The organism is Caulobacter sp. X (genome assembly GCF_002742635.1).
In the GTDB taxonomy this organism is placed as follows: domain Bacteria; phylum Pseudomonadota; class Alphaproteobacteria; order Caulobacterales; family Caulobacteraceae; genus Caulobacter.
In genome coordinates this window covers 953,033-978,960 of the sequence record NZ_PEGF01000002.1, presented here as the reverse complement: position 1 = coordinate 978,960, position 25,928 = coordinate 953,033, and the positions used below count along the sequence as shown (strand labels likewise).

Sequence of the window (25,928 nt, the reverse complement as noted above, 5' to 3'; positions counted from 1 at the left end):
GCGCGCGCCCCTCCGCTGACCTTGGGCTTTCGTCCAACGAGCGAGGCGACGAGTATCATGACGACCTTCAAGATCGGCGCGTTCGCCGCAGCCGCCGGCGTGCGGCGCGATACGATCCGGTACTACGAGCGCACCGGCCTGCTGCGCGATCCGGGCAGGACCGGCGCCGGCTACCGTGTCTATGAGGACGCCGACCTCCTGCGGCTCCATTTCATCCGGGCCGCGCAGGAGCTCGGCTTCACGCTCGCCGAAACCGCCGACCTGCTCGCGCTTCAAGCCTCCGACACCGCCAAGGCGTCGGCGGTGCTGGAGATCACCCGCGAGAAGATCCGCGACGCCGAACGCCGCATTCAGCGGCTGTCGGATATCCGTGACGTGCTCAGCGCGCTGGCCGACGATTGCCCGATGGACGTGGCGGCCTCGGACTGTCCGATCCTGGCCTTCCTCGCCGAAAGACGGGTCCGGCGGTCGGACGCCCGCGGCGACGCACCGCGGGAGGCGCTCTGACCCGCCCGGGCGCGCGGCGACACGTCAATCCTTGGCCGGCGACCTCGCCGGCTCCACCGCTCGCCCCTGGCGCGCCCGTCCGCGGCGAAGGCCATCGGTGTCGAGCCCATGATCTCCAGGGAGGAACTTGCCATGATCGACATCCGCCACACACTTCGCGCGCCCATCCAGGCGCTTGTGATCGGCGCCGCGGCGCTCGCCCTCACCGCCTGCGGCGACAAGGGCGCTGAGCCCCCGCCGCCCGCGGCCTCGGTCCAGGCCCCGGCCCCGTCGCCCGCCGCGGCCCCGGTCCCCAGCGCCGCCGATCCGGATCCCGGCGTCGGCGGCTCGACGGCGCCTTCGAACAACGCCGCCGGGCAACATGACGCCGATCACGACGCGGCGACGATGGAACGCCATCATCGTCAGGAGATGGATCACCACGCCATGCGCCAGGGCGGCGCGGCCACGGGGACGACGCCCCAACCCGACGCCGCGCCGATGAGCCCATCGGCTCCGATGAAGGACATGTGAAGACGAGGGCAAGCCCGATGCGCGGGACGACCAGCCGACAGGGATGGAGCTTGGGTCTGGCCGCCGCCTGCCTTCTGCTTTCGACGGCGGCCATCGCCCAGGAAGGCGACGAGCACGCGGCCCACCATCCGGGCGCGCAAGGCGGCGCGATGGCGGACGCCGGCGTCATGGGCGCCGCGCCGAGCCCCGCGGCAGCCGGCATGAGCGGAATGATGGACGAGATGATGGAGGGCGAAGGCGAGCATGGCGCCCGGCGCACGCCCTTCGTCTCACAACTGCTCGCCGCCCCGTCGCTCAGCGCCGAGGGGCGCAACCGGTTGATGGGCGAGGCCCAAGCGCGCGTGGAGCGCGGACTGGCCATGGCCGCCGAGGCCTCCGCCGCCGCGCGGTCCGAAGATCCGGCCGCCCGGGCGAGCGCGGCGCGGCGCCTGCGTGAAGCAAGCGACCTCTTCGCGAGCGGATCGGCCGCGCTCGCCGCCCTCGACCGCGGCGCGTCCCCGCAGCCGGCGGCAATCAGCTGGTTTCGGGATCAGATGAGCCTGGGCGCGCCGCCGCACGCGGCGCCGATCCGGTGGCTCGGCGTCTCGCCGCCCCATTTCATGCTGATGTTCGTCCTGGCGACGGTCAGCGCGATGCTGCTGGGCCTGCAGGTCGCGCGCCTGCGGCGGGTCCGCAAGATCGTCGACGCCGGCGGGTCGACGGCCCCCGCGCCCGCCCCGGCGACCGCGACGGCCTCGCCACGCCAGGCGGCGGCCGTTGAGCCGGGCGCTGAAACGCTCACGCCGAGCAACGCCGCGCCGCCCGCCGGGGCGTCGCTGCGCAAGCCCAGGAGCTGGTCTGGCCCGTTGCGGGTGGTCCAGATCGTGCGGGAGACGCCGACGATTCAGACCTTCCGGCTGGCCGACCCGGCCGCCGATCGGCTGCCCTTCGATTTTCTGCCCGGCCAGTTTCTCCAGGTCGAGGTGGAGCCGGTGGATGGCAAGCCCTCGCGGCGATCCTACACCATCGCCTCCTCGCCGACGCAGCGCGCCTATGTCGAGCTAACGGTCAAGCGCGAGGAGCAGGGCGTCGTGTCGTGCTTTCTGCACGACAAGGTCGCCGTCGGCGACCTGCTGAAGACGACGGGCCCCTTCGGCGCGTTCACCTTCACCGGAACCGACGCCGACAGCATCGTGCTGATCGCCGGCGGGGTCGGCATCACCCCCATGATGTCGGTCCTGCGCTACCTGACCGACACGGCTTGGTCGGGCGAGATCTTCTTCCTGTACGGCGCCCGTTCGACCGACGAATTCGTCTTCCGCGAGGAGCTCGAGCGGCTCGAGCGGCGGTTCTCCAATCTGCACGTGATGGCGGCCATGCGACGCTCGGCCGGCACGGTCTGGCTGGGGCCGCAAGGCCCGCTCACCCGCCAGATGCTGCTCGACGCGGTCCCAGACATCGCCCGCCGCCGCATTCACATGTGCGGGCCGCCGGGCATGATGGCCGCGATGCGCCGGGAGCTGGCCGCTCTGGGCGTCCCGGACGCTCAACTTCACACCGAAGCCTTCGGGCCCGCGTCGCTGCCCGCCGACGCGGCCGAGCTCGAGGTCAAGGCGCCGCCCCCCGCGCCGTCATCCCCGAGCGTCGTCGCGCCCCCCACGCCGGCGGTCGCCGCGGCCACCATCACCTTTTCCGTGGCGGGCGTGTCGGCCCCGCTCCCCGCCGGCCAGACCGTCCTGGAAGCCGCGGAGGGCGCGGGGGTGGAAATCCCCTATGCCTGCCGCTCGGGTGAATGCGGCGTCTGCGTCACCCGGCTGATTTCGGGCGAGGTCACCATGGCGGTGGAGACCGGCCTGGATCCCGCCGACAAGGCCAAGGGCTACATCCTGGCCTGCCAGGCCAAGAGCACGGGCCAGCCGCTCGTGGTGGAGGCCTGATGCGCGAGCGCGGCGACATGGCCGTCGGCCTGCTTGTGGCCTTCCTGCTGCTCTTTCCGCTGGGCTACGTCCTGCACGTCGCGCCGCGCTTTCCCGGCAGCCTGGTCGGCGGCGTCATCGGCGTCGTCGCCGCCGTCCTCATGCTGCTGACCCTGCCCTATGTGGTGGTCAAGCACGTCAAGGCGGCGGAACGGTGGACAGGCCGGTTCGTCAGCAAGCCGACGCTGCTGGCCCTGCATGTGTATGCGGGCGTGCTGGCTCCGATCCTGGGGTTGGTTCATGCCGCCCACAAGTTCGGCAGCCCCGTCGGCCTAACGCTGACCGGCCTTGTGCTGCTGACGGTCCTCAGCGGCTTCGTCGGCCGCTACCTGCTGGCGCAGACGGCGCGGGCCCTGCGCGGCCGCCGCTCCGAGCTGGCGTCCCTGCAAGCGGCGTATCTCCACCTGCCGGCGCCCCCGGCGCCGACGGCGGCGGCCGTTGCGCTTTCCCGCTGGAAGCGGCTGTTCTTCGTCGCCGGCGAACCGCCGGCGCCGCCGCCCGATGGGGCCGAGGCCCTGGCCGCGGCCTTGGCCGACACCGAGTTCGCCATCCGCGCGGAGGGTGCGACCAACCGGCTGTTGTCGCGTTGGCGGTGGCTGCACGCTGTCCTGGGGGCGCTGGTCTACCTGGTGCTGCTTTTGCACATCGCCGCGGCCATCTATTTCGGGCTGCGCTGGCTATGATGCGGGACCGCCTCCTCTACTGGATCTTTGTCGCCGCCGGCCTGGCGCTGCTGGGCGTCGCGGCGATGATGCAGACAAGCGCGCCGCCCGGCGCCGGACCGGTGGCTCAGCTTGTCGCGCCAGGCCCCCTGTCGCCGGCCCACCAAGCCTTCGGCGCGCAGTGCGCCAGTTGCCACACGCCTCTCAAGGGCGTGGAGAGCAAGACCTGCGTCGCCTGCCACGCGAGCACCGATTTCGGAAACAAACAGTCGACCCAGTTCCATGCCCAGGCCAAGGAGTGCACGGCTTGCCACGTCGAGCACGAAGGCGCGCGCGCCATCGTGAAGATGGACCATCAGGCGTTGCTCGATCCGGCGGTGTGGCGAGGGCCGGCTGTTTCGCCACCCAATCCGCACGCCTTGCCGCCCGAAGCCGCGCTCAATTGCGCAAGCTGCCATTCCGTCCGCGATCCGCATCTGGGACTCTTCGGCCAGGACTGCGCCAGCTGCCACGCGACCAGCAGTTGGAAGGTTCCCAACTTCCGGCATCCGTCGGTCAGCTCGACGCAATGCTCGGAGTGCCACACCGCGCCGCCCAGTCATTTCATGGAGCACTTCAGCATGGTCTCCCAGCGCGCCGCCGGCTCCAAGGCGCGCGTCGAACAATGCTACGCCTGTCACACCACCGACAGCTTCAACAACATCCGCCGCCGAGGCTGGTATGATCACCATTGAGTCCGGCTGGCTCAGCGCCTTCTTCAGGCTCGCGGTGATCATCCTCGAGCTGGCGGGCACGCTGACCATCCTCAGCGGCGCGGCGCTGGCGACGATCCTGTTCGCCCTGCGGGCCCGATCGGGCGACCGGGCCAAGGCCTATGGCGCGTTCCGGTCCGCCCTCGGCCGAAGCATCCTTCTTGGCCTCGAATTCCTGGTCGCCGGCGACATCGTCAAGTCGCTCGTCATCAACCCGACCTTGGACGATCTCATCGTCCTGGCCGGTCTGGTCTTCGTGCGCACCTTCCTTAGCATCTCGCTCGGCGTCGAGATCAACGGCCACTGGCCCTGGGAGGACACGCGCATGGCCAGGGCCACGGGCCGCGAACCTTCCTCACCGCGGGTCTGACCAGACCCGCCCACCCGCCGGGAGATTGACATGCTGCAACGACGAGACCTGCTCACGGGAGCCGCCCTGTTGGCGGCCGGCGCCGCCCAGCCCGCCGCGGCGGCCGCCCAGGCCCACGACATGAAGGGCATGGACGCCATGCCCGGCATGGCGATGTCGATGAGCGACTGCATCGATCACTGCCTGGCTTCCCATCGCCGGTGCCTTGAGACCGCCGCATACGCCCTCGGTCAAGGCGGCGCGCTCGCCGCCCCCGACCTGATCGCCATGCTCACCGACTGCGCCGAGCTGTGCCAGGCGACCGCCAACTCCATGCTCCGCGGCTCGGCCCTGCACCCGGTGCTCTGCCGCGCCTGCGCCGAAGCCTGCGACCTGTGCGCGGCGGCCTGTTCGAAACCCCGCGCCGACGCCCCGATGGCCCAGTGCGCCGAGACGTGCAGGGTGTGCGCCGCGGGCTGCCGACAGATGTCGCGCTGACCGCGCCTTCGGACCTTACGTATACACGCGGCCGCCAATTGCGGGCATTGCAAGCGTCGCGCCGTTAGAGATGCAGACGACGCCATCGGACGCGAACGTCATAAGTTGGAGATCAGAAATGATGCGCAAGATCGCAGTCGTGGCCGGCGCTGTCGGCCTTCTGGCCATGGGGACCGCCGCATTCGCCGACGGCCCCGCGCCCAAGGCCCAGACCCAGCCCGCGCCGGCCGCCTCCGCCCAGACCCCGCCGGACCACGCCCACATGCAGGGCATGGACCATGGCGGCCAGCAGATGCACGACCAGATGATGAAGGACCATCAACAGGGGATGGCGAACATGCCGGCCACGCCGCCCAAGGATCCCGCCGCCAAGAAGCCCATGAAGGGCTGCTGCATGGACAAGCCGATGGCCCCGAAAGGCAAACCCATGGCTCCCAAGGACGCCAAGGATCCCGCCATGCCCATGAAGGACATGTAACGCCCGCTCAAGCCGCGACGCGCCGAAGAACCTGCCGGGCGAGCACGCCCGGCAGGTTCTTTCACGTCCGGGCGCCGCCAGGCGATGTGACATCTACGGATATCCTCGGCCGCGCCCGCCACTAGGCTCGTCGTCACCAGCAGGGAGCCAAGCGATGTTCCACAAGGCCATCGAGACGATGCGCGCCGCGCCCTTGTTCAAGGCGCGCTACGACAACTTCATCGGCGGCGCCTGGTCGGCCCCGACCACGGGCGAGTACTTCGCCGACCACAGCCCGATCAATGGCGACCGGATCGCCGAGTTCGCCCTGTCGGGTCCGGCCGACGTGGAACTGGCGCTCGACGCCGCCCATCGCGCCAAGGCCGGCTGGGCGCGGTTGTCGCCGGCCGAGCGGTCCCGGCTGCTGAGCCGGGTCGCCGATCGCCTGGAGCAGAACCTCGACCTGCTGGCGCTCGCCGAGACGCTCGACAACGGCAAGCCGATCCGCGAGACGCGCGGCGCCGACGTGCCGCTCGCGGTCGATCACTTCCGCTATTTCGCTGGATGCATCCGGGCCGAGGAAGGCGCGATCTCGACGATCGACGCCGACACCATCGCCTACCATTTCCGCGAGCCGCTTGGCGTGGTCGGCCAGATCATTCCCTGGAACTTCCCCCTGCTGATGGCGGCCTGGAAGATCGCGCCCGCGCTGGCCGCCGGCAACTGCACGGTCATCAAGCCAGCGTCCCAGACGCCCCTGACGCTGATGATGCTCGCCGAACTCACCGCCGACATCCTGCCGCCGGGCGTGCTCAACGTCGTGACCGGGCCCGGCCGAACCGTCGGCCAGGCGATCGCCGCCAACCCGCGGATCGCCAAGGTCTCGTTCACCGGCGAGACGGTCACGGGCAAGGCGATCATGCACGCCGCGGCCGATCACCTGATCCCGCAGACGATGGAGCTCGGGGGCAAGTCGCCCAACATCTTCATGGCCGACGTCCTTGATGAGGAGGACGCCTTCTTCGACAAGGCGCTGGAAGGGTTCACGCTCTTCGCCTTCAACAAGGGCGAGGTCTGCACCTGTCCCTCGCGCGCCCTGATCCATGAATCGATCTTCGACCGGTTCATGGAGCGGGCCGTGGCCCGCGTGGCGGCGATCCGTCAGGGCGATCCGCTCGACCCCGCGACCCAGCTGGGCGCCCAGGCGTCCGAAGACCAGCTGCGCAAGATCCTCGGCTATATCGAGATCGGCAAGAACGAGGGCGCGCAATGCCTGATCGGCGGCGCGCGGGCGCTGCCCGGAGGCGAACTCGACGGGGGCTATTTCGTGCAGCCGACCGTCTTCGTCGGCGACAACAGCATGCGAATCTTCCAGGAGGAGATCTTCGGCCCAGTGTTGTCGGTGACGACCTTCAAGACCCTCGACGAGGCGATCGCGATCGCCAACGACACCCCCTATGGTCTGGGCGCCGGCGTCTGGAGCCGCAGCGGCAACACCGCCTATCGCCTCGGCCGCGCCATCGAGGCCGGACGGGTCTGGACCAACTGCTATCACCAGTATCCGGCCCACGCCGCCTTCGGCGGCTACAAGGCCTCGGGGTTCGGACGCGAGACCCACAAGGCGATGCTCGATCACTACCAGCAGACCAAGAACCTGCTCGTCTCCTACGACGAGCACGGCCTTGGTCTCTTCTGATCCCTCGCAAAGGAGCACAGCCATGGCCAAGACCATGAAGGCGGCTGTCGTCCGCCAATTCGGCGCGCCGCTGGTGATCGAGGAAGCGCCGATCCCCACGGTCGGTCCCGGACAGATCCTGGTGAAGATCGCCGCCACCGGCGTCTGTCACACCGACCTGCACGCCGCCGAGGGCGATTGGCCGGTGAAGCCGAACCCGCCCTTCATTCCTGGCCATGAAGGCGTCGGTCACGTCGCCGCTGTCGGGTCGGGCGTCACCCACGTCAAGGAGGGCGACCGGGTCGGCGTGCCGTGGCTCTACACCGCCTGCGGCCATTGCGTGCATTGCCTGGGGGGATGGGAGACCCTGTGCGAGAGCCAGCAGAACACCGGCTATTCGGTCAACGGCAGCTTCGCCGAATACGTCCTCGCCGACCCCAACTATGTCGGCCACCTGCCGGACAATGTCGGCTTTATCGACATCGCGCCGATCCTGTGCGCGGGCGTTACCGTCTACAAGGGACTGAAGGCGACCGAGGCCAAGCCGGGCGAGTGGGTCGTGGTCTCCGGCATCGGCGGCCTGGGTCACATGGCCGTGCAGTACGCCAAGGCGATGGGGCTCAACGTGGCGGCGGTCGACATCGACGACCGCAAGCTCGATCTGGCGACACGCCTTGGCGCGGCCGTGACCGTCAACGCCCGAGAGCAGGATCCCGCCGCCGCGATCAAGGCGGCGATCGGCGGCGCGCAGGGCGTCCTCGTCACCGCCGTCTCGCCCAAGGCCTTCCAGCAGGCGCTCGGCATGGTCCGGCGCGGCGGCACGGTGGCCCTCAATGGCCTGCCGCCCGGCGATTTTCCGCTGTCGATCTTCGACACCGTGCTCAACGGCGTCACCGTCCGCGGCTCGATCGTCGGCACCCGGCTCGACCTGATGGAGGCGCTGGCCTTCGCCGGCGAGGGCAAGGTTCACGCGACTGTCCACACCGAACCGCTCGAGAAGATCAACGACGTCTTCGCGCGCATGCACCACGGCGACATCGAGGGCCGCATCGTCCTCGACCTCGCCTAATCCCCCCGCGACGAACCGCGAGCAAACCATGTTCGACAGTCCTACCTTGCCGGCCACACGGCGCCGCTTCGTCCAGGGCCTGGCGGTCAGCGGGGCGGTGGCCGGAGTTTCGCCGGCGCTGCTGGCGGGCCCCGCCGCCGCCGCGACCGCCGAATTGCGCGGGACCGAATTCGATCTCGAGATCGCCGAACTGCCGGTCAACTTCACCGGCAAGCGTCGGATCGCCACGGCGGTGAACGGCGCCGTGCCCGCCCCCGTGCTGCGATTGCGCGAGGGCGACACCGTCACCCTGCGCGTCCGCAACCGCCTCAAGGAGATGTCCAGCATCCACTGGCACGGGGTCATCCTGCCCGCCGAGATGGACGGCGTACCAGGCATCAGCTTTCCCGGGATCGCGCCCGGCGAGACCTTCACCTATCGCTTCGAGCTGCGTCAGGCGGGCACCTACTGGTATCACGCGCACACCTTGGCCGAGCAAACCGGGCTTTATGGCGCGATCATCGTCGAGCCGCGCGCGCCGACCGGACCTGGGCCCGATCGGGACTACGCCATCCTGCTGAGCGACTGGTCGGACGAACCGCCGCTGCAGATCTTCACGAACCTCAAGAAGCTGAGCAGCTACTACAATTTCGCGCAGCCGACCGCCGGAGACTTCCTCAAGGATGTGGGCAAGCTGGGGTTCGGCGAGGCCCTCGCGCGGCGGCGGATGTGGAACCGGTCGCGGATGAACCCGACCGACTACAGCGACGTTTCCGCCGCCACCTACACCTACCTGATGAACGGAACGCCGCCGGCCGGGAATTGGACGGCGATCGCCGCCCCCGGCGAGCGAGTTCGCCTCCGGTTCGTGGGGGCGGGGACGGCGACCTTCTTCGACGTGCGCCTTCCTGGGGTCCCGCTGACCGTCGTCTCGACCGATGGCCAGCCGGTGGAGCCGGTGACGGTCGAGGAGTTCCGGATCGGACCGGGCGAAACCTACGATGTCGAGTTCGTCATGCCCGAGGGCGCCCGAACGATCTTCGCCCAATCGATCGACCGGACGGGTTTCGCCCGCGGCGTCATCGCCCCAGCGCCCGGCATGACGGCGCCGACGCCGGCGCTCGATGCGCGGACCTGGCTCGATCCGGTCGACATGATGGGCGCCATGGCCGCCATGGGCGGCGAACACGCCGGCCACGGCATGGCGGACACGCCCCCGAAGGCGCGTCACGCGCGCACCGAGTACGGCGCCAACACCGACATGCGCGTCGACTATCCGCGCACCAATCTCGACGATCCCGGCGCGGGCCTGCGCGAGCGGTCCTGGCGGGTGCTGACCCTGGCCGACCTTCGCACGCCCGGCGGCGATCCGGATCCTCGCGAGCCGGAGCGTGAGATCGAGTTGCACCTCACCGGCAACATGGAGCGCTTCATCTGGACGCTGGACGGGATCAAGCTGAACGATTCCCGTCCGCTCCACTTCAAGCCGAACGCGCGGCTGCGCATCGTTCTCGTCAACGACACGATGATGGCCCACCCGATGCACCTCCACGGCATGTGGAGCGATGTCGAAGGCCCGGACGGCGCGTTCCAGGTCCGCAAGCATACCGTGGTGGTCCAGCCCGCCCAGCGGATCAGCTTTCGCGTCACCGCCGACGCCATGGGGCGATGGGCCTTCCACTGTCATCTGCTCTACCACATGGCGGCCGGCATGTTCCGGGAGGTGGTCGTCGCATGACCCGTCTGGCCCTCTCGCGAGCGTCTCTGCTCGCCTTGGCTCTGAGCGTTTCGGCCGTGGCCGCGCCCGCAATCGCCCAGGACGCCCCCCATCAGCACGCCGCGCCACCGCCGCCGAGCCCGGCCCCAACGGCCTCCCCCGCGGCGCCTGCGGATCACGCGGGCATGGATATGTCCGGCATGGATATGTCCGGCGCGGGGACGCCCGCCGGCGGCATGACCATGGACATGGGACGGATGCAGGGCGGCAAGGCTCCGCCGGACGCCCGCAACTCCGACGACTATGCGGACGGCTATCGCAATTCGACGCTGCCGGGCTACGAGATGGCCGACAAGCTGTCGATCCCCAAGGTTCTCGTTGACGAACTGGAGTTCGCCAGCGGCAACGAGGGGCAGGGCGTCGGCTGGACCGTCCTCGTCACCCAGGGCCAGGACGACAGCAAGCTCTGGCTGCGCAGCCAGGGCCTCAAGAACTCCAAGGATCGCCTCGATCCGGAGAGCAGCGTCGAGGCGCTGTGGTGGCGCAGCAAGAGCCCGTTCTGGGGCACGTTGCTGGGCGTTCGTCAGGATCTCGGCAAGGGGGCGACCACTTGGCTCGCCGCCGGCGTCGAGGGCCTGGCGCCCTACTGGTTCGATGTCCAGCTGACCGGCTACGTCGGCGACGACGGCCGCCTCGGCGCTCGCGCCAAGGGCGCCTACGAGGTCCGCTTCACCAATCGCCTCATCCTGACCCCGCAGGTCGAAACCAACCTCTATTCCAAGCGCTCGACCGACCGTGAGCTCGGCGGCGGCTTCAGCAACGTCGAGCTGAGCGCTCGGCTGCGCTACGAGGTCTCGCGGAAATTCGCGCCCTATGTCGGCTTCGTCTGGGAGCGGGCGCTGGACGACACCGCCGACTTCCGACGTGCCGATCGCCAGCGCCCGGCCGAGCATCGGGTGGTTGTCGGCTTGCGATCATGGTGGTGAGGCGCTGCGCGGCGCCTTGGCGACCGGAAGACGGCCTGACGTGTTCTGCGGCGGACGATAGCCCTGGCCGGAGCCAGACGGCTGCGTCGATCCTGTTGCTTCTCGCGGTCGCGGCGGCGTCTGCGGGCCAGACCGCCGTCCTCGCCTTTCTCCCGACCCTCGTCGACGGAGGCCAGGCCGACTTGGCGCTGCGCATCCACGATGTCCATGTCGCGAGTTTGACGGCGGCCCACCCGCTGGCGGCGCTCGTCTTCGCGCCGCTCTGGGGATGGCTCGCCGACCGCATCGACTACCGGATCATTCTGCGCACGGCCCTGGTCGTCCTCGCGCTGGCGACCGCGCCGGTCGGGGCGGTCCCGCTCCCCATGCTGTATGGACTTCGCTTGCTGGCTGGGCTGTCCGCGGCCGCCATCATCCCGCTGGCGCTGCTGTCAACGAACTTCGCACCCGGTGGCCGGGACGAGCAGGCGAGGCGTTTCACCTGGCTGACGGCCTTCATGTTTCTTGGCGACCTGTTCGGCCCCCTGCTCGCCGAAGCGTCCGCGTCGCTCTTTCCCCGCACGCCGCTGTTGGTGCTCGCGCTCGTCATCGCCGTGCTGGCGCTGGCGCTGACGACCGGCATTGTGCGCTTGCCGGCCCGCTGTGCCGCCCGTCCCGAGGGACGTCGCCTGCAAGCCCCGCCGCGCGTCGTCACGCTTGTCCTCCTGCTTGTCACCATCGTCGGCGGCGGCGGACTCGCCGCCATGCATGTCAGTCTGCTCGTGACCCGCTCCGAGGGCGCGCTGAGCCGCGAGGCGATCGCCGGGATGCTCAGTCTCTGCGGGCTGGCGATGTTGGCGGCTCAGCTTTTCCACACCCGCGTCACCTGGCTGGTGACCGCGCCTCGACGCCTGGCCTGCCTCACGCTCGCGCTTCTAGCCCTGTCGCTGTTTCTCTTTCGGTTTGGAACGACCGTGGTCGAAATGGCCGGTCTCATCGCCGTCGCCGGCTGGAGCTCAGCCAGTCTTCGGCTGGTCACGAGCTTCTGGATCAGCGGCCCCATGCGGCCCTCTGGAGTCATGCTTGGGCTGCAGCATACAGCCGCGAGCCTCGGCCAGGCGCTGGCGCCCATGTCGCTCGCCGTCGTGTCACCCCATCGGCAAGCGGCCGTCGTCGAAGCGATCGGCTGGCTGTCGCTCGGTCTGCTCGCGCTTCTGCCGGCGATATGGCGCCGGACGGCGACACCGGTCCATCCAGCCGGGGAAAGGGCGTGACAGCGCCGCCACGTCCGAGAGCCGCGTCCGCCACGCGCCCAGCTTCACGCCAAGGAGTCCGCCCATGAAAATCCGCCTCGCCGCCGTTCTGCTGTTGCTCGCCTTGCCCAGCGCCGCGCTGGCGGCTGGCGACATCCTGCTCTATCGCGACCCTGGATGTGGTTGCTGCGAGGCCTGGGCCCAGGCCGTCCGTGCGAAACTGGACAGAAAGGTCATCGTCAGGGATCAGGTCGCCCGCGTGCGCCTGCAGCGCCAATCCGGCCTGCCGCCGGCGCTTTCCTCCTGCCACACCGCGATCATCGACGGTTTCGTTATCGAAGGTCATGTGCCGGTCGCCGAGGTGAAGCGTCTCCTGGCCGCCCGGCCGGCTGGCGTGAAGGGGCTCGCCGTCGGCGGCATGCCGATCGGCTCGGAGGGCATGGCGGCGCCGAGCGGGGCGCGGCAACACTACGATGTCGTGGCCTTCGGGCCGGCCGGCGCGCGGGTTTTCGCCCGCTACTGACCTCCAACGGTCAGGGCCATGGGCTGGCGTCGGGTCAATGCGCGTCGCGCGACATCCCCGACTGCCTGACGCAAGGCTTCGAGCACCGCCCGGCCGATCACCGGCTTGGGGATCACCTGATCGAAGCCGGCCGCGCGCGCGCGTTGCTCGAGATCCTCGTCGTAGAAGCCGGAGATCAGGATGGCGCCGCCGCGCCAGCCCTGGCGCCGGAGATGATCCAGGAGCGTCAGGCCGTCGATGTCGGGCATCCGGTAGTCGAGGATCACGCAATCGGCTTCCCTAGCGCGCGGATCAGCCAGAAGGGCGCTCCCCGTGGTGTAGCCGCTCACCGTGTAGCCGCGGGCTCGAAGCATGAGGAGGAGGCCGCGTCGCACGCCAGGATCATCGTCGGAGACGAGGACCGTATAGCGGCGATCGCGCGGCGAGGAACTGACCGATAACATCGCGCGATGAAGGCATCCGGTTGAAAGCCTGGTGACCGTCGCATGTCCGCCGCCTCCGGGTCGCTACGTAAACGTCGCAGTCACTTGGGTTTGCGGCCCATCCCGGCGGCGAAGGCGATCCTAAGCGCCTCGGACAGGTTGCGCACGTCCAGCTTGGTCATCAGGCTGGCGCGATGCACCTCCACGGTGCGTGACGAGCATCCAAGGTCATAGGCGATGGTCTTGTTGGGATGGCCTTGGGCCAAGCCCTCCAGCACCTCGCGCTCACGAGGGGTGAGGCTGGCGATGCGAACCTGCGCGTCCGACGCCTCGATCGCGCGGACGTCGGCGTCGTCGATACGCGCGAATGCTCGCTCGACCGCATGGAGAAGAGCGGCCTTCTCGAAGGGCTTTTCGAGGAAATCCACGGCGCCGGCCTTCATCGCCTGCACCGCGACCGACACATCGCCATGACCCGTCAGCACGATGACCGGCATCTGGATGCCGCGCTCGGCCATGGCGGTCTGCACCTCCAGGCCGTCCATCGCCGGCATGCGCACGTCGAGAATGACGCAGCCCTGGGTCGTGGGCCGGGCCCGGGCCAGAAATTCGACACCCGAGGCGTAGGTCTCAACGCCAAGGCCGACCGCCTTCAACGCAAACCCGGCCGCGCGCCGGATCGCCTCTTCGTCGTCGACGAGGTGTATGATCCGCCTATCCCCCATAATCCTCCTCCGCCCCCGCGTGGATCAAGGTGAAATGGAACCGGGCGCCGCCACGCTCAGGCGCTTCGACCCAGATCCGCCCGCCGTGCGCTTCGATGATGGTCCGGCAGATCGAGAGCCCCAGACCCATGCCGTCGGCCTTGGTCGAGACGAACGCCGTGAAGAGCTGCTCGCCGATGTCCTCGGCGATGCCCGGCCCGCTATCCTCGACGGTGACCTCGATCAGGCCGTCGCCGCGCAGGCGCGTGGCGATTCTCAGGTCGCGGATCGGGGTGTCCGCCATCGCCTCGATGGCGTTGCGCATAAGGTTGACCAGGACCTGTTGAATCTGCACCCGATCGACGAGGACGGGCGTGGCCGCCGGATCGAAATCGAAGAAGCTGCGCACCCCCCGCTCGCGCGCGCCCACGAGCGCCAGCTGGCCGGCGTCGCCGATCACCTGCGCCAGGTCGTGCAGGCTCTTCTCGACCTCGCCGCGCGCCACGAAGTCGCGCAGGCGGCGCACGATATGGCCAGCGCGCAGGGTCTCCTGCGCGGCCTCGTCCATGACCCGGCGAAAGGTGGCGAAGGGTTCCCCCTGCTCGGCTTCCAGCATGTCGCGGATCGTCTCCAGATAGAGCGAGACGGCCGCCAGAGGCTGGTTGAGTTCATGCGCCAGGGTCGAGGCCATGGTGCCCATGGCGCTCAGCCGGGAGACATGAACCAGCTCGGCCTGAAGCGCCTTCAGCTTCAGTTCGTCCTGCTCCTTGGCGGTCAGATCGCGAATGAAGCCGGTGAACAGCCGCTGGCCGTTCTCGCCCGCCTCGCCGACCGAAAGCTCCATCGGGAAGGTCGCCCCGTCACGTCGCAGCCCCACCACGACGCGGCCGACGCCGATGATCCTGCGCTCGCCGGTCTGCAGGTAGTGGTTGATGTACGCGTCGTGCCGGCCATGGTCCGGCTCGGGCATCAGACACGCGACATTGCGGCCGATCAGCTCGGCCTCGCGATAGCCGAACAGGCGCTCGGCCGCCGCGCTGAACGAGGTGATGGCGCCGGCCTCGTCGATGATGATCATCGCGTCCGGCACCGTCGCCAGGATCGATTGCAAATGCTGCTCGCGCGTTTCGATGGAGGCGCGCACCGCGGCCTCGTCGGTGATGTCGCGGGCGATGCAGGCGAAGCCGCGATGCGCGCCCGCGTCGAACAGCGGCGTGACGGTCAGGCGGGCGAGGTATTCAGCGCCGTTTTCGCAGACCCGCCAGGCCTCGCGCTCCAGCACGCCGTCGCGCAAGGCCGCGGCGAGATCCGCCCGGGGACGCCCGGCGTGGATCTCATCGGGCGGATAGAAGACATCGTGCTGCTGGCCGACGACGTGATCGGCTGACCAGCATTCGATCCGTTCGCCGCCGATATTGTAGCTCAGGACCCGTCCCGAGGCGGCAAGCAGCGTCAGTACATAGCCGCCGGCCTGGCGCAGAAACAGCCGCGCAAGCTGCTCGACGGCGGCCACGCCCGCCTCGGGGCCTTGATCCTGGTCGCGCATGCCGCCGGCTCAGGCCAGATCCGCGGCGCGCAGGCGCGGCGATGCGGCGCGAGCGCGAGCTTGGCGACACCCCGCGGGGCCGGACCGGCAGGCCGCCCGACAACGCCGCGCGCCAGCCTTCAGCCCCCACGCGCGCGGGTCCGATAGTGCATCCATGGGTCACGGTCTCGCTTGTATCCGCGGGGTCCTATCGCGTTTACGCGCGGGCCGGCCGGTCCCCTCAGAATTTCAGCGCAAAGTGCGGCCGCGCCGTTGCTTGGCGCCCGCGCGGCTTGTCGAACGCCTCGCGGCCTGTTGCCCTCTCCAGCCGCGGGTCTGAGGAGAGTACGTATTGACCCCGGCACGATCTCAGACCCTACAAGGACTGCTGGCGAAAGGAACGCGCGGATGAACGAGACCAAGCCCACGGCGCATGGCGCCCCGGCGGCCGACCAAGTGAAGGACCCGGTCTGCGGCATGAGCGTGGACCCGGCCAAGACCGCGCACCATGCCGAGCACGCCGGCAAGCCGCACCACTTCTGCAGCGCGGGCTGCCGGGCCAAATTCATCGCCGATCCCGACCGCTATCTCGGCGCGCCGGCCGCGTCGGCCGCGTCGGCCGCGCCCGAAGGCGTCATCTGGACCTGCCCCATGCATCCGGAGATCCGCCAGGACCATCCCGGAGCCTGTCCCATCTGCGGCATGGCGCTCGAACCGGCGACGGTGACCGCCGACGCCGGTCCCAGCCATGAGCTGATCGACATGACCCGCCGCTTCTGGGTCGGTCTGGCTCTCAGCATCCCGGTGCTGATCCTCGAGATGGGCGGCCATCTATTCCCCGCGTTGCATCACATCATCCCGATGCCGGTTTCGATATGGGTCCAGTTCGCCCTGGCTACCCCGGTGGTCCTATGGGCCGGTTGGCCGTTCTTCGAGCGTGGCTGGGCCTCGCTGAAGACCCGCAACCTCAACATGTTCACGCTGATCGCCATGGGGACGGGCGTGGCCTGGATCTATAGCGTCGTCGCCACGCTCGCGCCCCAGGTCTTCCCACCCGCGTTCCAGAACACCGACGGCGTGGTGGCGGTCTATTTCGAGGCCGCGGCGGTGATCACCGTGCTGGTGCTGCTGGGCCAGGTGCTCGAACTGCGGGCGCGCGAGCGCACATCGGGCGCGATCAAGGCGCTGCTCAATCTGGCGCCCAAGACCGCGCGCCGCATCGCGGCGGACGGGTCGGAGGCGGAGGTCAGCCTCGATCTGGTGACGGTCGGCGATCGTCTGCGCGTGCGGCCCGGCGAAAAGGTCCCGGTCGACGGGGTGGTCGAGGACGGCCGTTCCTCGCTGGACGAGTCGATGGTCACCGGCGAGTCCATGCCGGTCACGAAGGCCAAGGACGACAAGGTGATCGGCGGCACGCTCAACCAGACCGGCGCGCTGGTCATCGTCGCCGACAAGGTCGGTCGCGACACCATGCTCGCCCGCATCGTCCAGATGGTCGCCGAGGCCCAGCGTTCGCGCGCGCCGATCCAGCGCATGGCCGACCAGGTCTCCGGCTGGTTCGTCCCGGTCGTCATCGGCGTGGCGGTCCTGGCCTTCATCGCCTGGAGCGTCTGGGGGCCCGAGCCGCGCTTCGCCTACGGACTCGTGGCCGCCGTCGCCGTCCTGATCATCGCCTGTCCCTGCGCGCTGGGGCTCGCCACGCCGATGTCGATCATGGTCGGCGTCGGCCGGGGCGCGGGCGTCGGCGTCCTGATCAAGAACGCCGAAGCGCTCGAGCATATGGAGAAGGTCGACACGCTGGTCGTCGACAAGACCGGCACGCTGACGGAGGGCCGCCCGGCGGTCACGCAGGTCGTGCCCGCGGCGGGGTTTGACGAGGTCGAACTGCTGCGGCTGGCCGCGTCCGTCGAACGGGCGTCCGAACATCCGCTGGCGCTGGCCATCGTCGAAGCGGCCAAGGCGCGCGGCGTCGCGGTCGCCGAGGTCAGCGATTTCGATTCCCCGACCGGGCGCGGCGCGCTGGGAACCGTCGAGGGCCGCCGCATCGTGCTCGGCAACGCCCGGTTCCTGGCCGACGAGGGCGTCGCGACCGAGGCCCTGGCGGAGCAGGCCGACGCTCTTCGCCGCGACGGGGCCACGGCGATCTTCATCGGCGTCGACGGCCGGGTCGGCGGCGCCTTCGCCATCGCCGACCCCGTCAAGGCGACCACGCCCGAAGCCTTGGCCGCCCTCAAGGCCGAAGGCATCCGGGTGGTGATGCTGACGGGCGACAACCGCACCACGGCCGAGGCGGTCGCGCGGCGTCTGGGCATCGAGGAAGTGGAAGCCGAGGTCCTGCCCGACCAGAAGAGCGCCGTCGTCGCGCGTCTCAAGCGCGAGGGGCGCGTGGTCGCCATGGCCGGAGACGGCGTCAACGACGCGCCGGCCCTCGCCGCGGCCGATGTCGGCATCGCCATGGGCTCGGGGACCGATGTGGCGATCGAGAGCGCGGGCGTCACCCTCCTCAAGGGCGACCTCAACGGCATCGTCAAGGCGCGGCGGCTGAGCCAGGCGACCATGTCCAACATCCGCCAGAACCTGGTCTTCGCCTTCATCTACAACGTCGCGGGCGTGCCCGTGGCGGCCGGCGTGCTCTATCCGCTGTTTGGCATCCTGCTCTCGCCGATCATCGCGGCCGCGGCGATGGCGCTGTCCTCGGTCAGCGTGGTCACCAACGCGCTGCGGCTCAATCGGCAGAAGATATGAGCATGCGCGCTCGTCCCGAAGCCGCCGCCCAAACCGCTCGCCGCCCCTAGGAGCCCGCCAATGCATTACAGCCGCGGAAATTATGAAGCGTTCGTCCGTCCCCGCAAGCCGGAGCGGGCCGACAGGGCGACGGCCTGGTTCGTCGGCGCGGGCCTCGCCGGCCTGGCGGGCGCGGCCTTCCTCATCAGGGACGGCGGCGTCGCGGGCGAGCGCATCACGCTTCTCGAGGAGTTGGAGCTTCCCGGCGGCGCCCTTGATGGCCTGGACGTGGCGGAAAAGGGGTTCGTCATCCGCGGCGGGCGCGAGATGGAGGCGCATTTCGAGTGCCTCTGGGATCTCTACCGCTCGATCCCCTCGCTCGAGATCGAAGACGCCAGCGTCCTCGACGAATTCTACCGGCTCAACAAGGACGATCCGAACGTCTCGCTGCAGCGGGTCACGCAGAGCCGCGGGCAGGATGTGCCCGACAAGGCGCTGCTGACGCTGAACGACAAGGCCCAACGAGAGCTCCTCTCCGTCTTCCTGGCGACCCGCGAAGAGATGGAGAACAAGCGGATCAACGAGGTGTTCGGCCCCGATTTCCTGAAGAGCAATTTCTGGCTGTTCTGGCGTACGATGTTCGCGTTCGAGGAGTGGCATTCGGCCCTGGAGATGAAACTCTATCTCCACCGCTTCATCCACCACATCGGCCAGCTCGCCGACTTCTCGTCGCTCAAGTTCAACCGGTACAATCAGTACGAGTCGATGGTCCTGCCGCTGGTCAAGTGGCTGCAGGATCAGGGCGTCCGGTTCCGCTACGGCGTTCAGGTCACCGACATCGATTTCGCGATCGACGCCGAACGCAAGCAGGCGACGCGGATCGGCTGGATCGAGAAGGGCGCCGAGGGCGGCGTCGATCTTGGCCCCGACGATCTGGTGTTCATCACCATCGGGTCGCTGACCGAAAATTCCGACAGCGGCGACCATCAGACCCCGGCCAAGCTGAATCAAGGCCCGGCGCCCGCCTGGGACCTGTGGCGGCGCATCGCGGCCAAGGACCCGGCCTTCGGACGTCCCGACGTGTTCGGGGCCCATATTGCGCAGACCAAATGGGCGTCGGCGACCATCACCACGCTCGACGCGCGTATTCCGCAGTACATCCGCAAGATCGCCAAGCGCGATCCGTTCAGCGGCAAGGTGGTCACCGCCGGCATCGTCACGGCCAAGGATTCGAGCTGGCTGCTGAGTTGGACGGTCAGCCGCCAGCCCCATTTCAAGAAGCAGCCGAAGGACCAGCTCGTGGCCTGGTTCTACGCCCTGTTCGTCGATCGGCCCGGCGACTATGTGAAAAAGCCGATGCAGGCCTGCACTGGCGAGGAGATCACCCAGGAATGGCTCTATCACCTCGGCGTCCCGGTCGAGGATATCGCCGATCTCGCGGCGAGCGGCGCCAGGACCGTGCCGGTGATGATGCCCTATATCACCGCCTTCTTCATGCCCCGCCAGGCCGGAGACCGGCCGGACGTGGTCCCGGCGGGGGCCGTCAATTTCGCCTTCATCGGCCAGTTCGCCGAGTCCAAGCAGCGCGACTGCATCTTCACCACGGAGTATTCGGTCCGCACGCCGATGGAGGCGGTCTACACGCTGCTCGATGTCGAGCGCGGCGTGCCCGAAGTGTTCAACTCGACCTATGACATTCGCACTCTGCTCGCCGCCGTCGCGCCGCTGCGGGATGGCGAGGGCATCGAGATCCCCGGCCCCGCCATCCTGCGCAAGCTGCTGCTGAAGACGCTGGAAGGCACCGAGATCGCCAAGCTGGTCGAGCGGTTTCATCTGATCGCGGACTAGCGATCGCCGGGGCGGCCGCCGCGGCGAGCGTCTAGGCTCGCGGCGGCCGTCCCATCCCCGCCGCGAAGGCGATCCGCAGGGTCTGGGCCAAGGTCTGGACGCCGAGCTTGCGTGCCAGGCTCGCGCGACAGACCTCGACCGTGCGCGAGGAGATCCCGAGATCATAGGCGATGGCCTTGTTCGCGCGCCCCTGGGCGAGACCTTCGAGGACATCCCGCTCGCGCGGCGACAGAGCCTCGACGCGGCCCTGCGCCTCGGCTTCCTCGGCCGCCCGGCCATCGGCCCGGTCGATGCGCGCGAAGCCGCGATGGAGCGCTTCGAGCAGCATGGCCTTTTCAACAGGCTTGGCCAGGAAGTCGACGGCCCCGGCCCGCATCGCCCGGACCGCCAGGGCGACATCGCCATTGCCGGTCAGCACGACGACCGGCATGTCGACGCCGATATCGGCCAGGGCGACCTGAACCTCAAGCCCGCCCAGGCCCGGCATCTGCATGTCCAGGATGACGCAGCCGATCTTGGCCTGCGTCGCGACGGCCACAAACGCCGTCCCCGACGGATAGGTCTCGACGCTGAAGCCCGTGGCGCGGAGCATGAAGCCGACCGACCGCTGGATCGTCTCCTCGTCGTCGACGATATGAACGACACGCTTGTCCCCCATGGGCCTCCTCAGGCGAACTGAGCGGGCGCCAGGCTGCAGTGGCGAATGCGGCGCCGCTTCGCGGACGCCTTGTGCGGGTTGGACCGGGGTCCAGGGTCAAGAGGCTTCGCCGTTCGCCTCCCGGCGGCTGGCCGAGGATTGGCGAACGCCGTTCACAGCAGGGCGCGCACGGCCTGGGCGATCGCCGGCGTCATGTCGATGGCGTTCGACGCATGGGCGACCGTGTTGGTGCTGACGATGCGCGCGACGTGTTCGCCCAGGACCTGGGCGGCGTCGCCGGCGAACAGCGCATGCACCACGACGCAGTCCGGCGGCGCAAAACCCAGGGCCTTGAGCTGGCGGGCCGCGACGGCGAGCGTGCGGCCCGACGAGGCGATGTCGTCGACGAGCACGGCTTGGCGGCCCAGGAAGGCGCCGGCGTTGGGGATCGAGATGTCGACCTCACGATCCCCGGACCGCTGCTTTTGGCAGACCAGGAACGGCGCGTCGGCGCCGGCCGCCACCTGCGCCACCCACTGCTCGCTCTCCAGATCGGGCCCGACGATCACCGGTCGGGCGACGTTCCGCCTGATCCACGACGCCATGAGCGGCGCGGCGTGAACGAGCTGGCTGGGGATTCGGTAGATCTCCGCCAGGGCGTGATGGCGGTGCAGGTGGGGATCGACGGTCACCAGCCAGTCGAGGTGGCGCGAGAGCACCGCCGCGAAAATACGCGACGTGACCGCCTCGCCCGGATGGAAACGGGTGTCCTGGCGCATGTAGGCCAGATAGGGCGCGATCAGGCCCACCCCGCGCGCGCCAAGCTCGCGCAGCGTGTCCGCCGCGAAGAGCAGCGGCGGCAATTTCGCGTCCGGACGCTCGAGGCCGCAGACCAGGATGACATCGCGCTCGGTGACGTCGCTGTCGATCCGAAGGTAGGTCTCGCCATCTGGAAACTGGCGCTGCAGCAGGACCCCTGCCTCCGCGCCGAGCGCTGGGCCAAGGGCTTGGGCCAGGCGCTCGCCGCCGTCCAAGGCGAAGACGATCGGCGGCGTCATGGCGCCGCGATCGCGAAGATCGCCCCGTCGCTCAAGGCGAAGGCGGCCGCATAGTCCAGTTCGCCGGGGCTCTCGGCGTGAAGGGTGCACAAGGGCGACCCCGCGACGATCGACTGGCCGAGCCGGGCGTGGACCGCCACCCCGGCCGCCTTGGCCATCGGCGCGCCCGCGAGCTTGGCGACGGTCGCGAGTTTGCGGTTGTCGATGCTGGCGATCCGGCCGCTGGAGGGCGCGGTCAGGTCTCGCTGGAAGCGGGCGACCGGCGGCGAGCGCATGCCGCCTTGGGCCTGGCAGATGCGCTTGAACTTGGCCCAGGCGCGGCCGCTCTCGAGGCTTTGCCGCGCGCGCGCGAGGCCAGCGCCAGGGGCCGCCACGCCCGCCAGCTCGAACAATCCCCCGGCCAGTTCACAGGCCCTATGGGCGAGATCCTCGACGCCGGGCTCGCCTTGAAGCACGGCCAGTATGTCCAGCGCCTCCAGCGCCGGCCCGATGCCGCGTCCGATCGGCTCAGCCCCAGGGCCATACATCACCCGCGTGCGCAGGCCGAAGGCGGCGGCCACCGAGGTGAGCGCCGCCTCGAGATCCCGCGCGGCCTCCAGGCTCCGCACCTTGGCGGTCGGTCCCACAGGAACGTCGATCACCAGGTGGGTCGCGCCGGCGGCGATCTTCTTGGACAGCACCGAGGCCACCAGCTGGCCGACCGCGTCGATGTCGAGCGCCCGCTCGACGCCAATGATCACGTCGTCGGCCGGGCTCAACCGAACCGCCCCGCCCCAGGCGATGCAGCCCCCCTCGCGCGCCACCACCCGGCGGATCGCGGCGATGTCGAGGTCGACGGGCGCCAGAACCTCCATGGTGTCGGCGGTGCCGGCCGGTGAGGTGATCGCGCGCGAGGAGGTCTTGGGCATGACCAGGCCTTCGGCCGCCATGATCGAGACGATGATCGGCGTGGTGCGGTTGCCCGGCAAGCCGCCGACGCTGTGCTTGTCGACGACGATCGGCCCAGGCCAGCTCAACTGCTCGCCGACCTCGACCATGGCCTTGGTCAGTCCGATCGTCTCGGCCTGATCGAGCGGCGCCGCCGAACAGGCGGTGACGAACGCCGAGAGGTGGACGTCGCTATAGCGATGCTCGGCGATATCCGCGACGATCGCCGAAAAGGCCGCCTGGCTCAGGCGCTCTCCATAGATCCGGCGGCGCACCGCCCGCAGCGAGGCCAACGGCGGAGCGTGGGCGACCTCCACGCGGTCGCCCGCCTTGACCCCGAGCCGGGCCCATGCGGTCTCGGAAAGGCCGATCTCGCCGGGGTCTGGCGTGTCGCCCGAGCTGTGCAACAAGGACACCACCGCCTCGCGGCCGCCGGCGCGCAGGACGACCTGGGCGCGCGACCCCAGGCCCTCGGACCGGCAGACCGGGCAGTCGTGCCGCATCACCGCGATCATGTCGCCGCCAGCCGCGGTGAGCCCCATGCGACGCGCGCGCAGCGTGGCCGACGCCGGCCTCGCGTCGGCCTGCTCGTGCCTTGGGACGCTCACGCCAGCCGCCCCCAGCTGCCGAGGGTCGGGACGGTGCAAGGCCAGCCGTGTTCCTCGCCGATGCGCTTGGCCAGGACCTGCGCGCCGGCCGGCTCGCCATGGGTGACATAGACATGCCGCGGCGCCGCCTGCATGGCGCCCAGCCACCGCATGAGCTCGTCGCTGTCGGCGTGGGCCGACAGCATGGTCAGGTTCGCCACCTCGGCGTGGACGGGGACGTGTTCGCCGTGGATCTTGATCGTCCGGGCCCCCGAGACGAGCGCAGCGCCGCGCGTGCCGGCCGCCTGGAAGCCGGAGAACAGGATGAGGTTGCGCTCATCCGGGGCGAACCGCTTGAGATGGTGCACGACGCGGCCACCGGTCGCCATGCCGCTGGCCGAGATGATCACCTTGGGGGTGGCGTCCGCGGTCAGCGCCTTGGATTCCTCGACTTCGCGCACATAGTGCGCGACGCCGCACGCGGCTTCGCATGCCGCGCGGCTCAGCCTGTGTTCGTCCATGAAATCACACATCAGCCCGCTGGCGTCGATCGCCATCGGGCTGTCCAGATAGATCGGCGCATCACGCAGCCGGCCGTCCGCGCGCAGACGGGACAGATGATAGAGCAGCGATTGGACGCGACCGACCGCGAAGGCGGGGATCACCACGGTTCCCCCGCGTCGGATGCACCGTTCGATATGGTCTCCCAGCGCCCGCGACGGATCCACGCGGTCATGGCGGCGGTCGCCATAGGTGGATTCGACGATGACGTAGTCGGCCCGCGCCGGCGGTTCGGGGTCCTTGATCACCGCGTCGTCATAGCGCCCGATATCGCCCGAGAAGAGAACCGACCGGCCCTTCCAGTCGATCTCGATCGACGCCGCGCCGAGGATGTGGCCGGCGCGATGGTAGCGCGTCCTGATCCCGTCGGCGAGCGAGCGCCATTCGCCAAACCCGATGGTCTCGAACAGCCGCAGGGCCAGGCGCGCGTCGGCCTCCGTGTAGAGCGGCAGCGCCGGATCGTGGCGCGAGAAGCCGTGGCGGTTGGCGAACTCCGCGTCCTTCTCCTGGATGCGCCCGCTGTCGGCGAGCAGCAGTTGGCAAAGGGCCGCCGTGGCCGGCGTGCTGAGGACGGTCCCATCCCATCCCAGGCGGGCCATGCGTGGCAGGGCGCCCGAATGGTCGAGATGGGCGTGGGTGAGCAGCACCTGCTCGACGTCGGCCACCTCGGGCGCAAGCGGCGCCCAGTTGAGGCGGCGCAGGTCCTTGGCCCCCTGGAACAGACCGGAATCGACCACGATCCGGGTCTGGCCGTCGTCCAGCAGGTAGCGCGAGCCCGTCACCGTGCCCGACGCGCCGAGGAAGGCCACGGCAAGGCCGCCGGCCGGCCGCTCGGCAAGGTCGATGCGCGCTTCGCGTTCAAGGGCGGCCGTTCCGAAATTGCCGTGGAGCCGTTGCTTCTTCCTGTTCCTGTGCATGGGCGGCTTGCCTCTGGTGATGATGCTCGCCGCGCAGCCTTTCAGGCTCGGTCGCCGCGGGCCAATACGCAAAGGCCGCAGACATCGCCGCCTGCCTCCGGGGACCCGCGGGCGCCGCCCCCACCCGCCGCTGCGGCCTCTACCTATACTTGGCGCCCGGGTCGCGGGCCTATGATAGGGCGTCAAGGCCTGAAGTGAGCGATCCATGGATGTTCAACACCAAAAGCTGCGTCGGCGCGGAACGATCGTCCTGGTCGGGTTCCTGCTGATCGCCGGCTTCTTCCTGACCACCGAGCACGCCGCGCATGTGCTCGGCGTCTTGCCCTATCTGCTCCTACTGGCCTGTCCGCTGATGCACCTGTTCATGCACCATGGCCATGGCGCCCATCAGCACGGGCGAGAGGACGCGCCCGGCCGCATCCCGGCGGACGCGCCGGCCAATCCCAACGAACCGGTCGAGAGGCAGCGGCGATGACCCATCCCGGTTACGGCTACGGCCTCTGGGGACTGGCTTTGGTCAACGCCGCCGTCTTCATCCTGTTCGCGTTCAGCTTCTTCAAGCCCGCGACCGGCCGCGACTGGCGCAGCTTCGGCGCGTTCAGCGCCTTTATCGTCGCCCTGTTCGCCGAGATGTACGGCTTCCCCCTGACCATCTTCCTGCTCTCGGGATGGCTGCAGTCGCGTTTTCCCAGTGTCGACTGGTGGAGCCACGACGCCGGCCACCTGCTGGAGATGATGTTCGGCTGGCGGGTCAATCCCCACTTCGGACCGTTCCATATCGCCAGCTTCGTGCTGATCGGGACCGGGTTCTGGCTGATCTCGGTCGGCTGGGTGGCGCTGCACGCCCGTCAGCGCCACCGGGAGCTGGCCACCACGGGGGTCTACGCCAGGGTGCGCCATCCCCAGTACGCCGGCTTCATCCTGGTGATGCTAGGCTTCCTGCTGCAGTGGCCCACGCTGTTGACGCTGGCGATGTTCCCCGTGCTGGTGGTGATGTACGTCCGCCTGGCCCGTCACGAGGAGCAGGCGGCGCTGGCGCAGTTCGGCGACGCCTATCGCGACTACAGGGCGCGGGTTCCCGCCTTCATCCCCCGCTGGCCGTTGCGTTGACCCCCGCCATCGCCGCGGGGGCGACCGGGCGATG

The 25,928-nt window shown here is 69.4% G+C and carries 25 protein-coding genes; 18 read left to right on the top strand and 7 right to left on the bottom strand.

The features are described from left to right. The first annotated feature begins 57 nt into the window (after positions 1-57). From CSW60_RS16880 to CSW60_RS16815, 14 genes are all read left to right on the top strand, one after another. Complete coding sequence (locus tag CSW60_RS16880; RefSeq protein ID WP_062098120.1) at positions 58-507, top strand: heavy metal-responsive transcriptional regulator; 450 nt, start codon at positions 58-60, stop codon at positions 505-507. A gap of 132 nt (positions 508-639) precedes the next feature. Beyond that, entirely contained in the window at positions 640-1,020 is a 381-nt protein-coding gene (locus CSW60_RS16875; protein ID WP_066730188.1) for a hypothetical protein, read from the top strand. Between the two features lie 17 nt (positions 1,021-1,037). Continuing rightward, positions 1,038-2,936 carry a 2Fe-2S iron-sulfur cluster-binding protein gene (locus CSW60_RS16870; RefSeq protein ID WP_062100027.1) on the top strand — a complete coding sequence of 633 codons (1,899 nt, stop codon included), beginning with the start codon at positions 1,038-1,040 and terminating at the stop codon, positions 2,934-2,936. Between the two features lie 35 nt (positions 2,937-2,971). Next, a complete protein-coding gene (locus tag CSW60_RS16865; RefSeq protein ID WP_236634305.1) occupies positions 2,972-3,658 on the top strand; it encodes a hypothetical protein in 687 nt (228 codons plus the stop codon). Continuing rightward, positions 3,658-4,371: a cytochrome C gene (locus CSW60_RS16860; protein WP_231732075.1), complete on the top strand. Its 714-nt coding sequence runs from the start codon at positions 3,658-3,660 to the stop codon at positions 4,369-4,371. Before CSW60_RS16865 ends, CSW60_RS16860 begins: the two co-directional genes overlap by 1 nt. Further along, a complete protein-coding gene (locus CSW60_RS16855) occupies positions 4,358-4,759 on the top strand; it encodes a DUF1622 domain-containing protein (RefSeq protein WP_062100024.1) in 402 nt (133 codons plus the stop codon). Before CSW60_RS16860 ends, CSW60_RS16855 begins: the two co-directional genes overlap by 14 nt. Before the next feature lie 30 nt (positions 4,760-4,789). Further along, a complete protein-coding gene (locus CSW60_RS16850) occupies positions 4,790-5,236 on the top strand; it encodes a four-helix bundle copper-binding protein (RefSeq protein ID WP_062100023.1) in 447 nt (148 codons plus the stop codon). A 118-nt stretch (positions 5,237-5,354) separates the two neighbouring features. After that, positions 5,355-5,714: a hypothetical protein gene (locus tag CSW60_RS23710; protein ID WP_062100022.1), complete on the top strand. Its 360-nt coding sequence runs from the start codon at positions 5,355-5,357 to the stop codon at positions 5,712-5,714. Positions 5,715-5,868: 154 nt separating this feature from the next. After that, a complete protein-coding gene (locus tag CSW60_RS16840; RefSeq protein ID WP_062100021.1) occupies positions 5,869-7,389 on the top strand; it encodes an aldehyde dehydrogenase family protein in 1,521 nt (506 codons plus the stop codon). A gap of 22 nt (positions 7,390-7,411) precedes the next feature. Continuing rightward, positions 7,412-8,437 carry an alcohol dehydrogenase AdhP gene (adhP, locus tag CSW60_RS16835; protein WP_062100020.1) on the top strand — a complete coding sequence of 342 codons (1,026 nt, stop codon included), beginning with the start codon at positions 7,412-7,414 and terminating at the stop codon, positions 8,435-8,437. 28 nt (positions 8,438-8,465) lie between these two features. Continuing rightward, positions 8,466-10,154 (top strand): copper resistance system multicopper oxidase, encoded by a 1,689-nt coding sequence (locus tag CSW60_RS16830; RefSeq protein ID WP_099538409.1) that lies wholly within the window; start codon positions 8,466-8,468, stop codon positions 10,152-10,154. 179 nt (positions 10,155-10,333) lie between these two features. After that, positions 10,334-11,119, top strand: a complete 786-nt coding sequence (locus CSW60_RS16825) for a copper resistance protein B (RefSeq protein ID WP_156449520.1) — start codon at positions 10,334-10,336, stop codon at positions 11,117-11,119. After that, entirely contained in the window at positions 11,110-12,372 is a 1,263-nt protein-coding gene (locus CSW60_RS16820) for an MFS transporter (protein ID WP_062099701.1), read from the top strand. Before CSW60_RS16825 ends, CSW60_RS16820 begins: the two co-directional genes overlap by 10 nt. 64 nt (positions 12,373-12,436) lie before the next feature. Next, positions 12,437-12,874 carry a DUF411 domain-containing protein gene (locus CSW60_RS16815; RefSeq protein WP_062099702.1) on the top strand — a complete coding sequence of 146 codons (438 nt, stop codon included), beginning with the start codon at positions 12,437-12,439 and terminating at the stop codon, positions 12,872-12,874. On the opposite strand, the gene CSW60_RS16810 is transcribed toward CSW60_RS16815, so the two are convergent. The 3 genes from CSW60_RS16810 to CSW60_RS16800 form a co-directional block, all read right to left on the bottom strand. Continuing rightward, a complete protein-coding gene (locus tag CSW60_RS16810; RefSeq protein WP_062099703.1) occupies positions 12,868-13,317 on the bottom strand; it encodes a response regulator in 450 nt (149 codons plus the stop codon). The two genes, CSW60_RS16815 and CSW60_RS16810, sit on opposite strands and share 7 nt — an antisense overlap. Positions 13,318-13,397: 80 nt before the next feature. Next, positions 13,398-14,021: a response regulator transcription factor gene (locus tag CSW60_RS16805; protein WP_066681842.1), complete on the bottom strand. Its 624-nt coding sequence runs from the start codon at positions 14,019-14,021 to the stop codon at positions 13,398-13,400. Beyond that, positions 14,011-15,546 (bottom strand): PAS domain S-box protein, encoded by a 1,536-nt coding sequence (locus CSW60_RS16800; protein ID WP_099538408.1) that lies wholly within the window; start codon positions 15,544-15,546, stop codon positions 14,011-14,013. Before CSW60_RS16800 ends, CSW60_RS16805 begins: the two co-directional genes overlap by 11 nt. Positions 15,547-15,933: 387 nt before the next feature. Here CSW60_RS16800 and CSW60_RS16795 point away from each other — a divergent pair, with 387 nt between their 5' ends. Both CSW60_RS16795 and CSW60_RS16790 read left to right on the top strand, forming a co-directional pair. Then, positions 15,934-18,270, top strand: a complete 2,337-nt coding sequence (locus CSW60_RS16795) for a heavy metal translocating P-type ATPase (protein WP_062099706.1) — start codon at positions 15,934-15,936, stop codon at positions 18,268-18,270. Positions 18,271-18,330: 60 nt separating this feature from the next. Then, complete coding sequence (locus CSW60_RS16790) at positions 18,331-20,097, top strand: oleate hydratase (RefSeq protein ID WP_062099707.1); 1,767 nt, start codon at positions 18,331-18,333, stop codon at positions 20,095-20,097. A gap of 31 nt (positions 20,098-20,128) precedes the next feature. On the opposite strand, the gene CSW60_RS16785 is transcribed toward CSW60_RS16790, so the two are convergent. The 4 genes from CSW60_RS16785 to CSW60_RS16770 form a co-directional block, all read right to left on the bottom strand. Further along, complete coding sequence (locus tag CSW60_RS16785; protein WP_062099708.1) at positions 20,129-20,755, bottom strand: response regulator transcription factor; 627 nt, start codon at positions 20,753-20,755, stop codon at positions 20,129-20,131. Between the two features lie 152 nt (positions 20,756-20,907). Beyond that, complete coding sequence (locus tag CSW60_RS16780) at positions 20,908-21,792, bottom strand: ribose-phosphate pyrophosphokinase (RefSeq protein WP_062099709.1); 885 nt, start codon at positions 21,790-21,792, stop codon at positions 20,908-20,910. Then, entirely contained in the window at positions 21,789-23,327 is a 1,539-nt protein-coding gene (locus CSW60_RS16775) for a thymidine phosphorylase family protein (protein WP_062099727.1), read from the bottom strand. The genes CSW60_RS16780 and CSW60_RS16775 overlap by 4 nt, the downstream gene beginning before the upstream one ends. Further along, positions 23,324-24,784, bottom strand: coding sequence for an MBL fold metallo-hydrolase RNA specificity domain-containing protein (locus CSW60_RS16770; RefSeq protein ID WP_062099710.1), 1,461 nt, complete (start codon positions 24,782-24,784; stop codon positions 23,324-23,326). The genes CSW60_RS16775 and CSW60_RS16770 overlap by 4 nt, the downstream gene beginning before the upstream one ends. Positions 24,785-24,989: 205 nt before the next feature. Here CSW60_RS16770 and CSW60_RS16765 point away from each other — a divergent pair, with 205 nt between their 5' ends. Further along, positions 24,990-25,259, top strand: coding sequence for a DUF2933 domain-containing protein (locus tag CSW60_RS16765; protein WP_062099711.1), 270 nt, complete (start codon positions 24,990-24,992; stop codon positions 25,257-25,259). Then, entirely contained in the window at positions 25,256-25,894 is a 639-nt protein-coding gene (locus CSW60_RS16760; RefSeq protein WP_062099712.1) for an isoprenylcysteine carboxylmethyltransferase family protein, read from the top strand. Before CSW60_RS16765 ends, CSW60_RS16760 begins: the two co-directional genes overlap by 4 nt. Positions 25,895-25,928 lie beyond the last annotated feature (34 nt).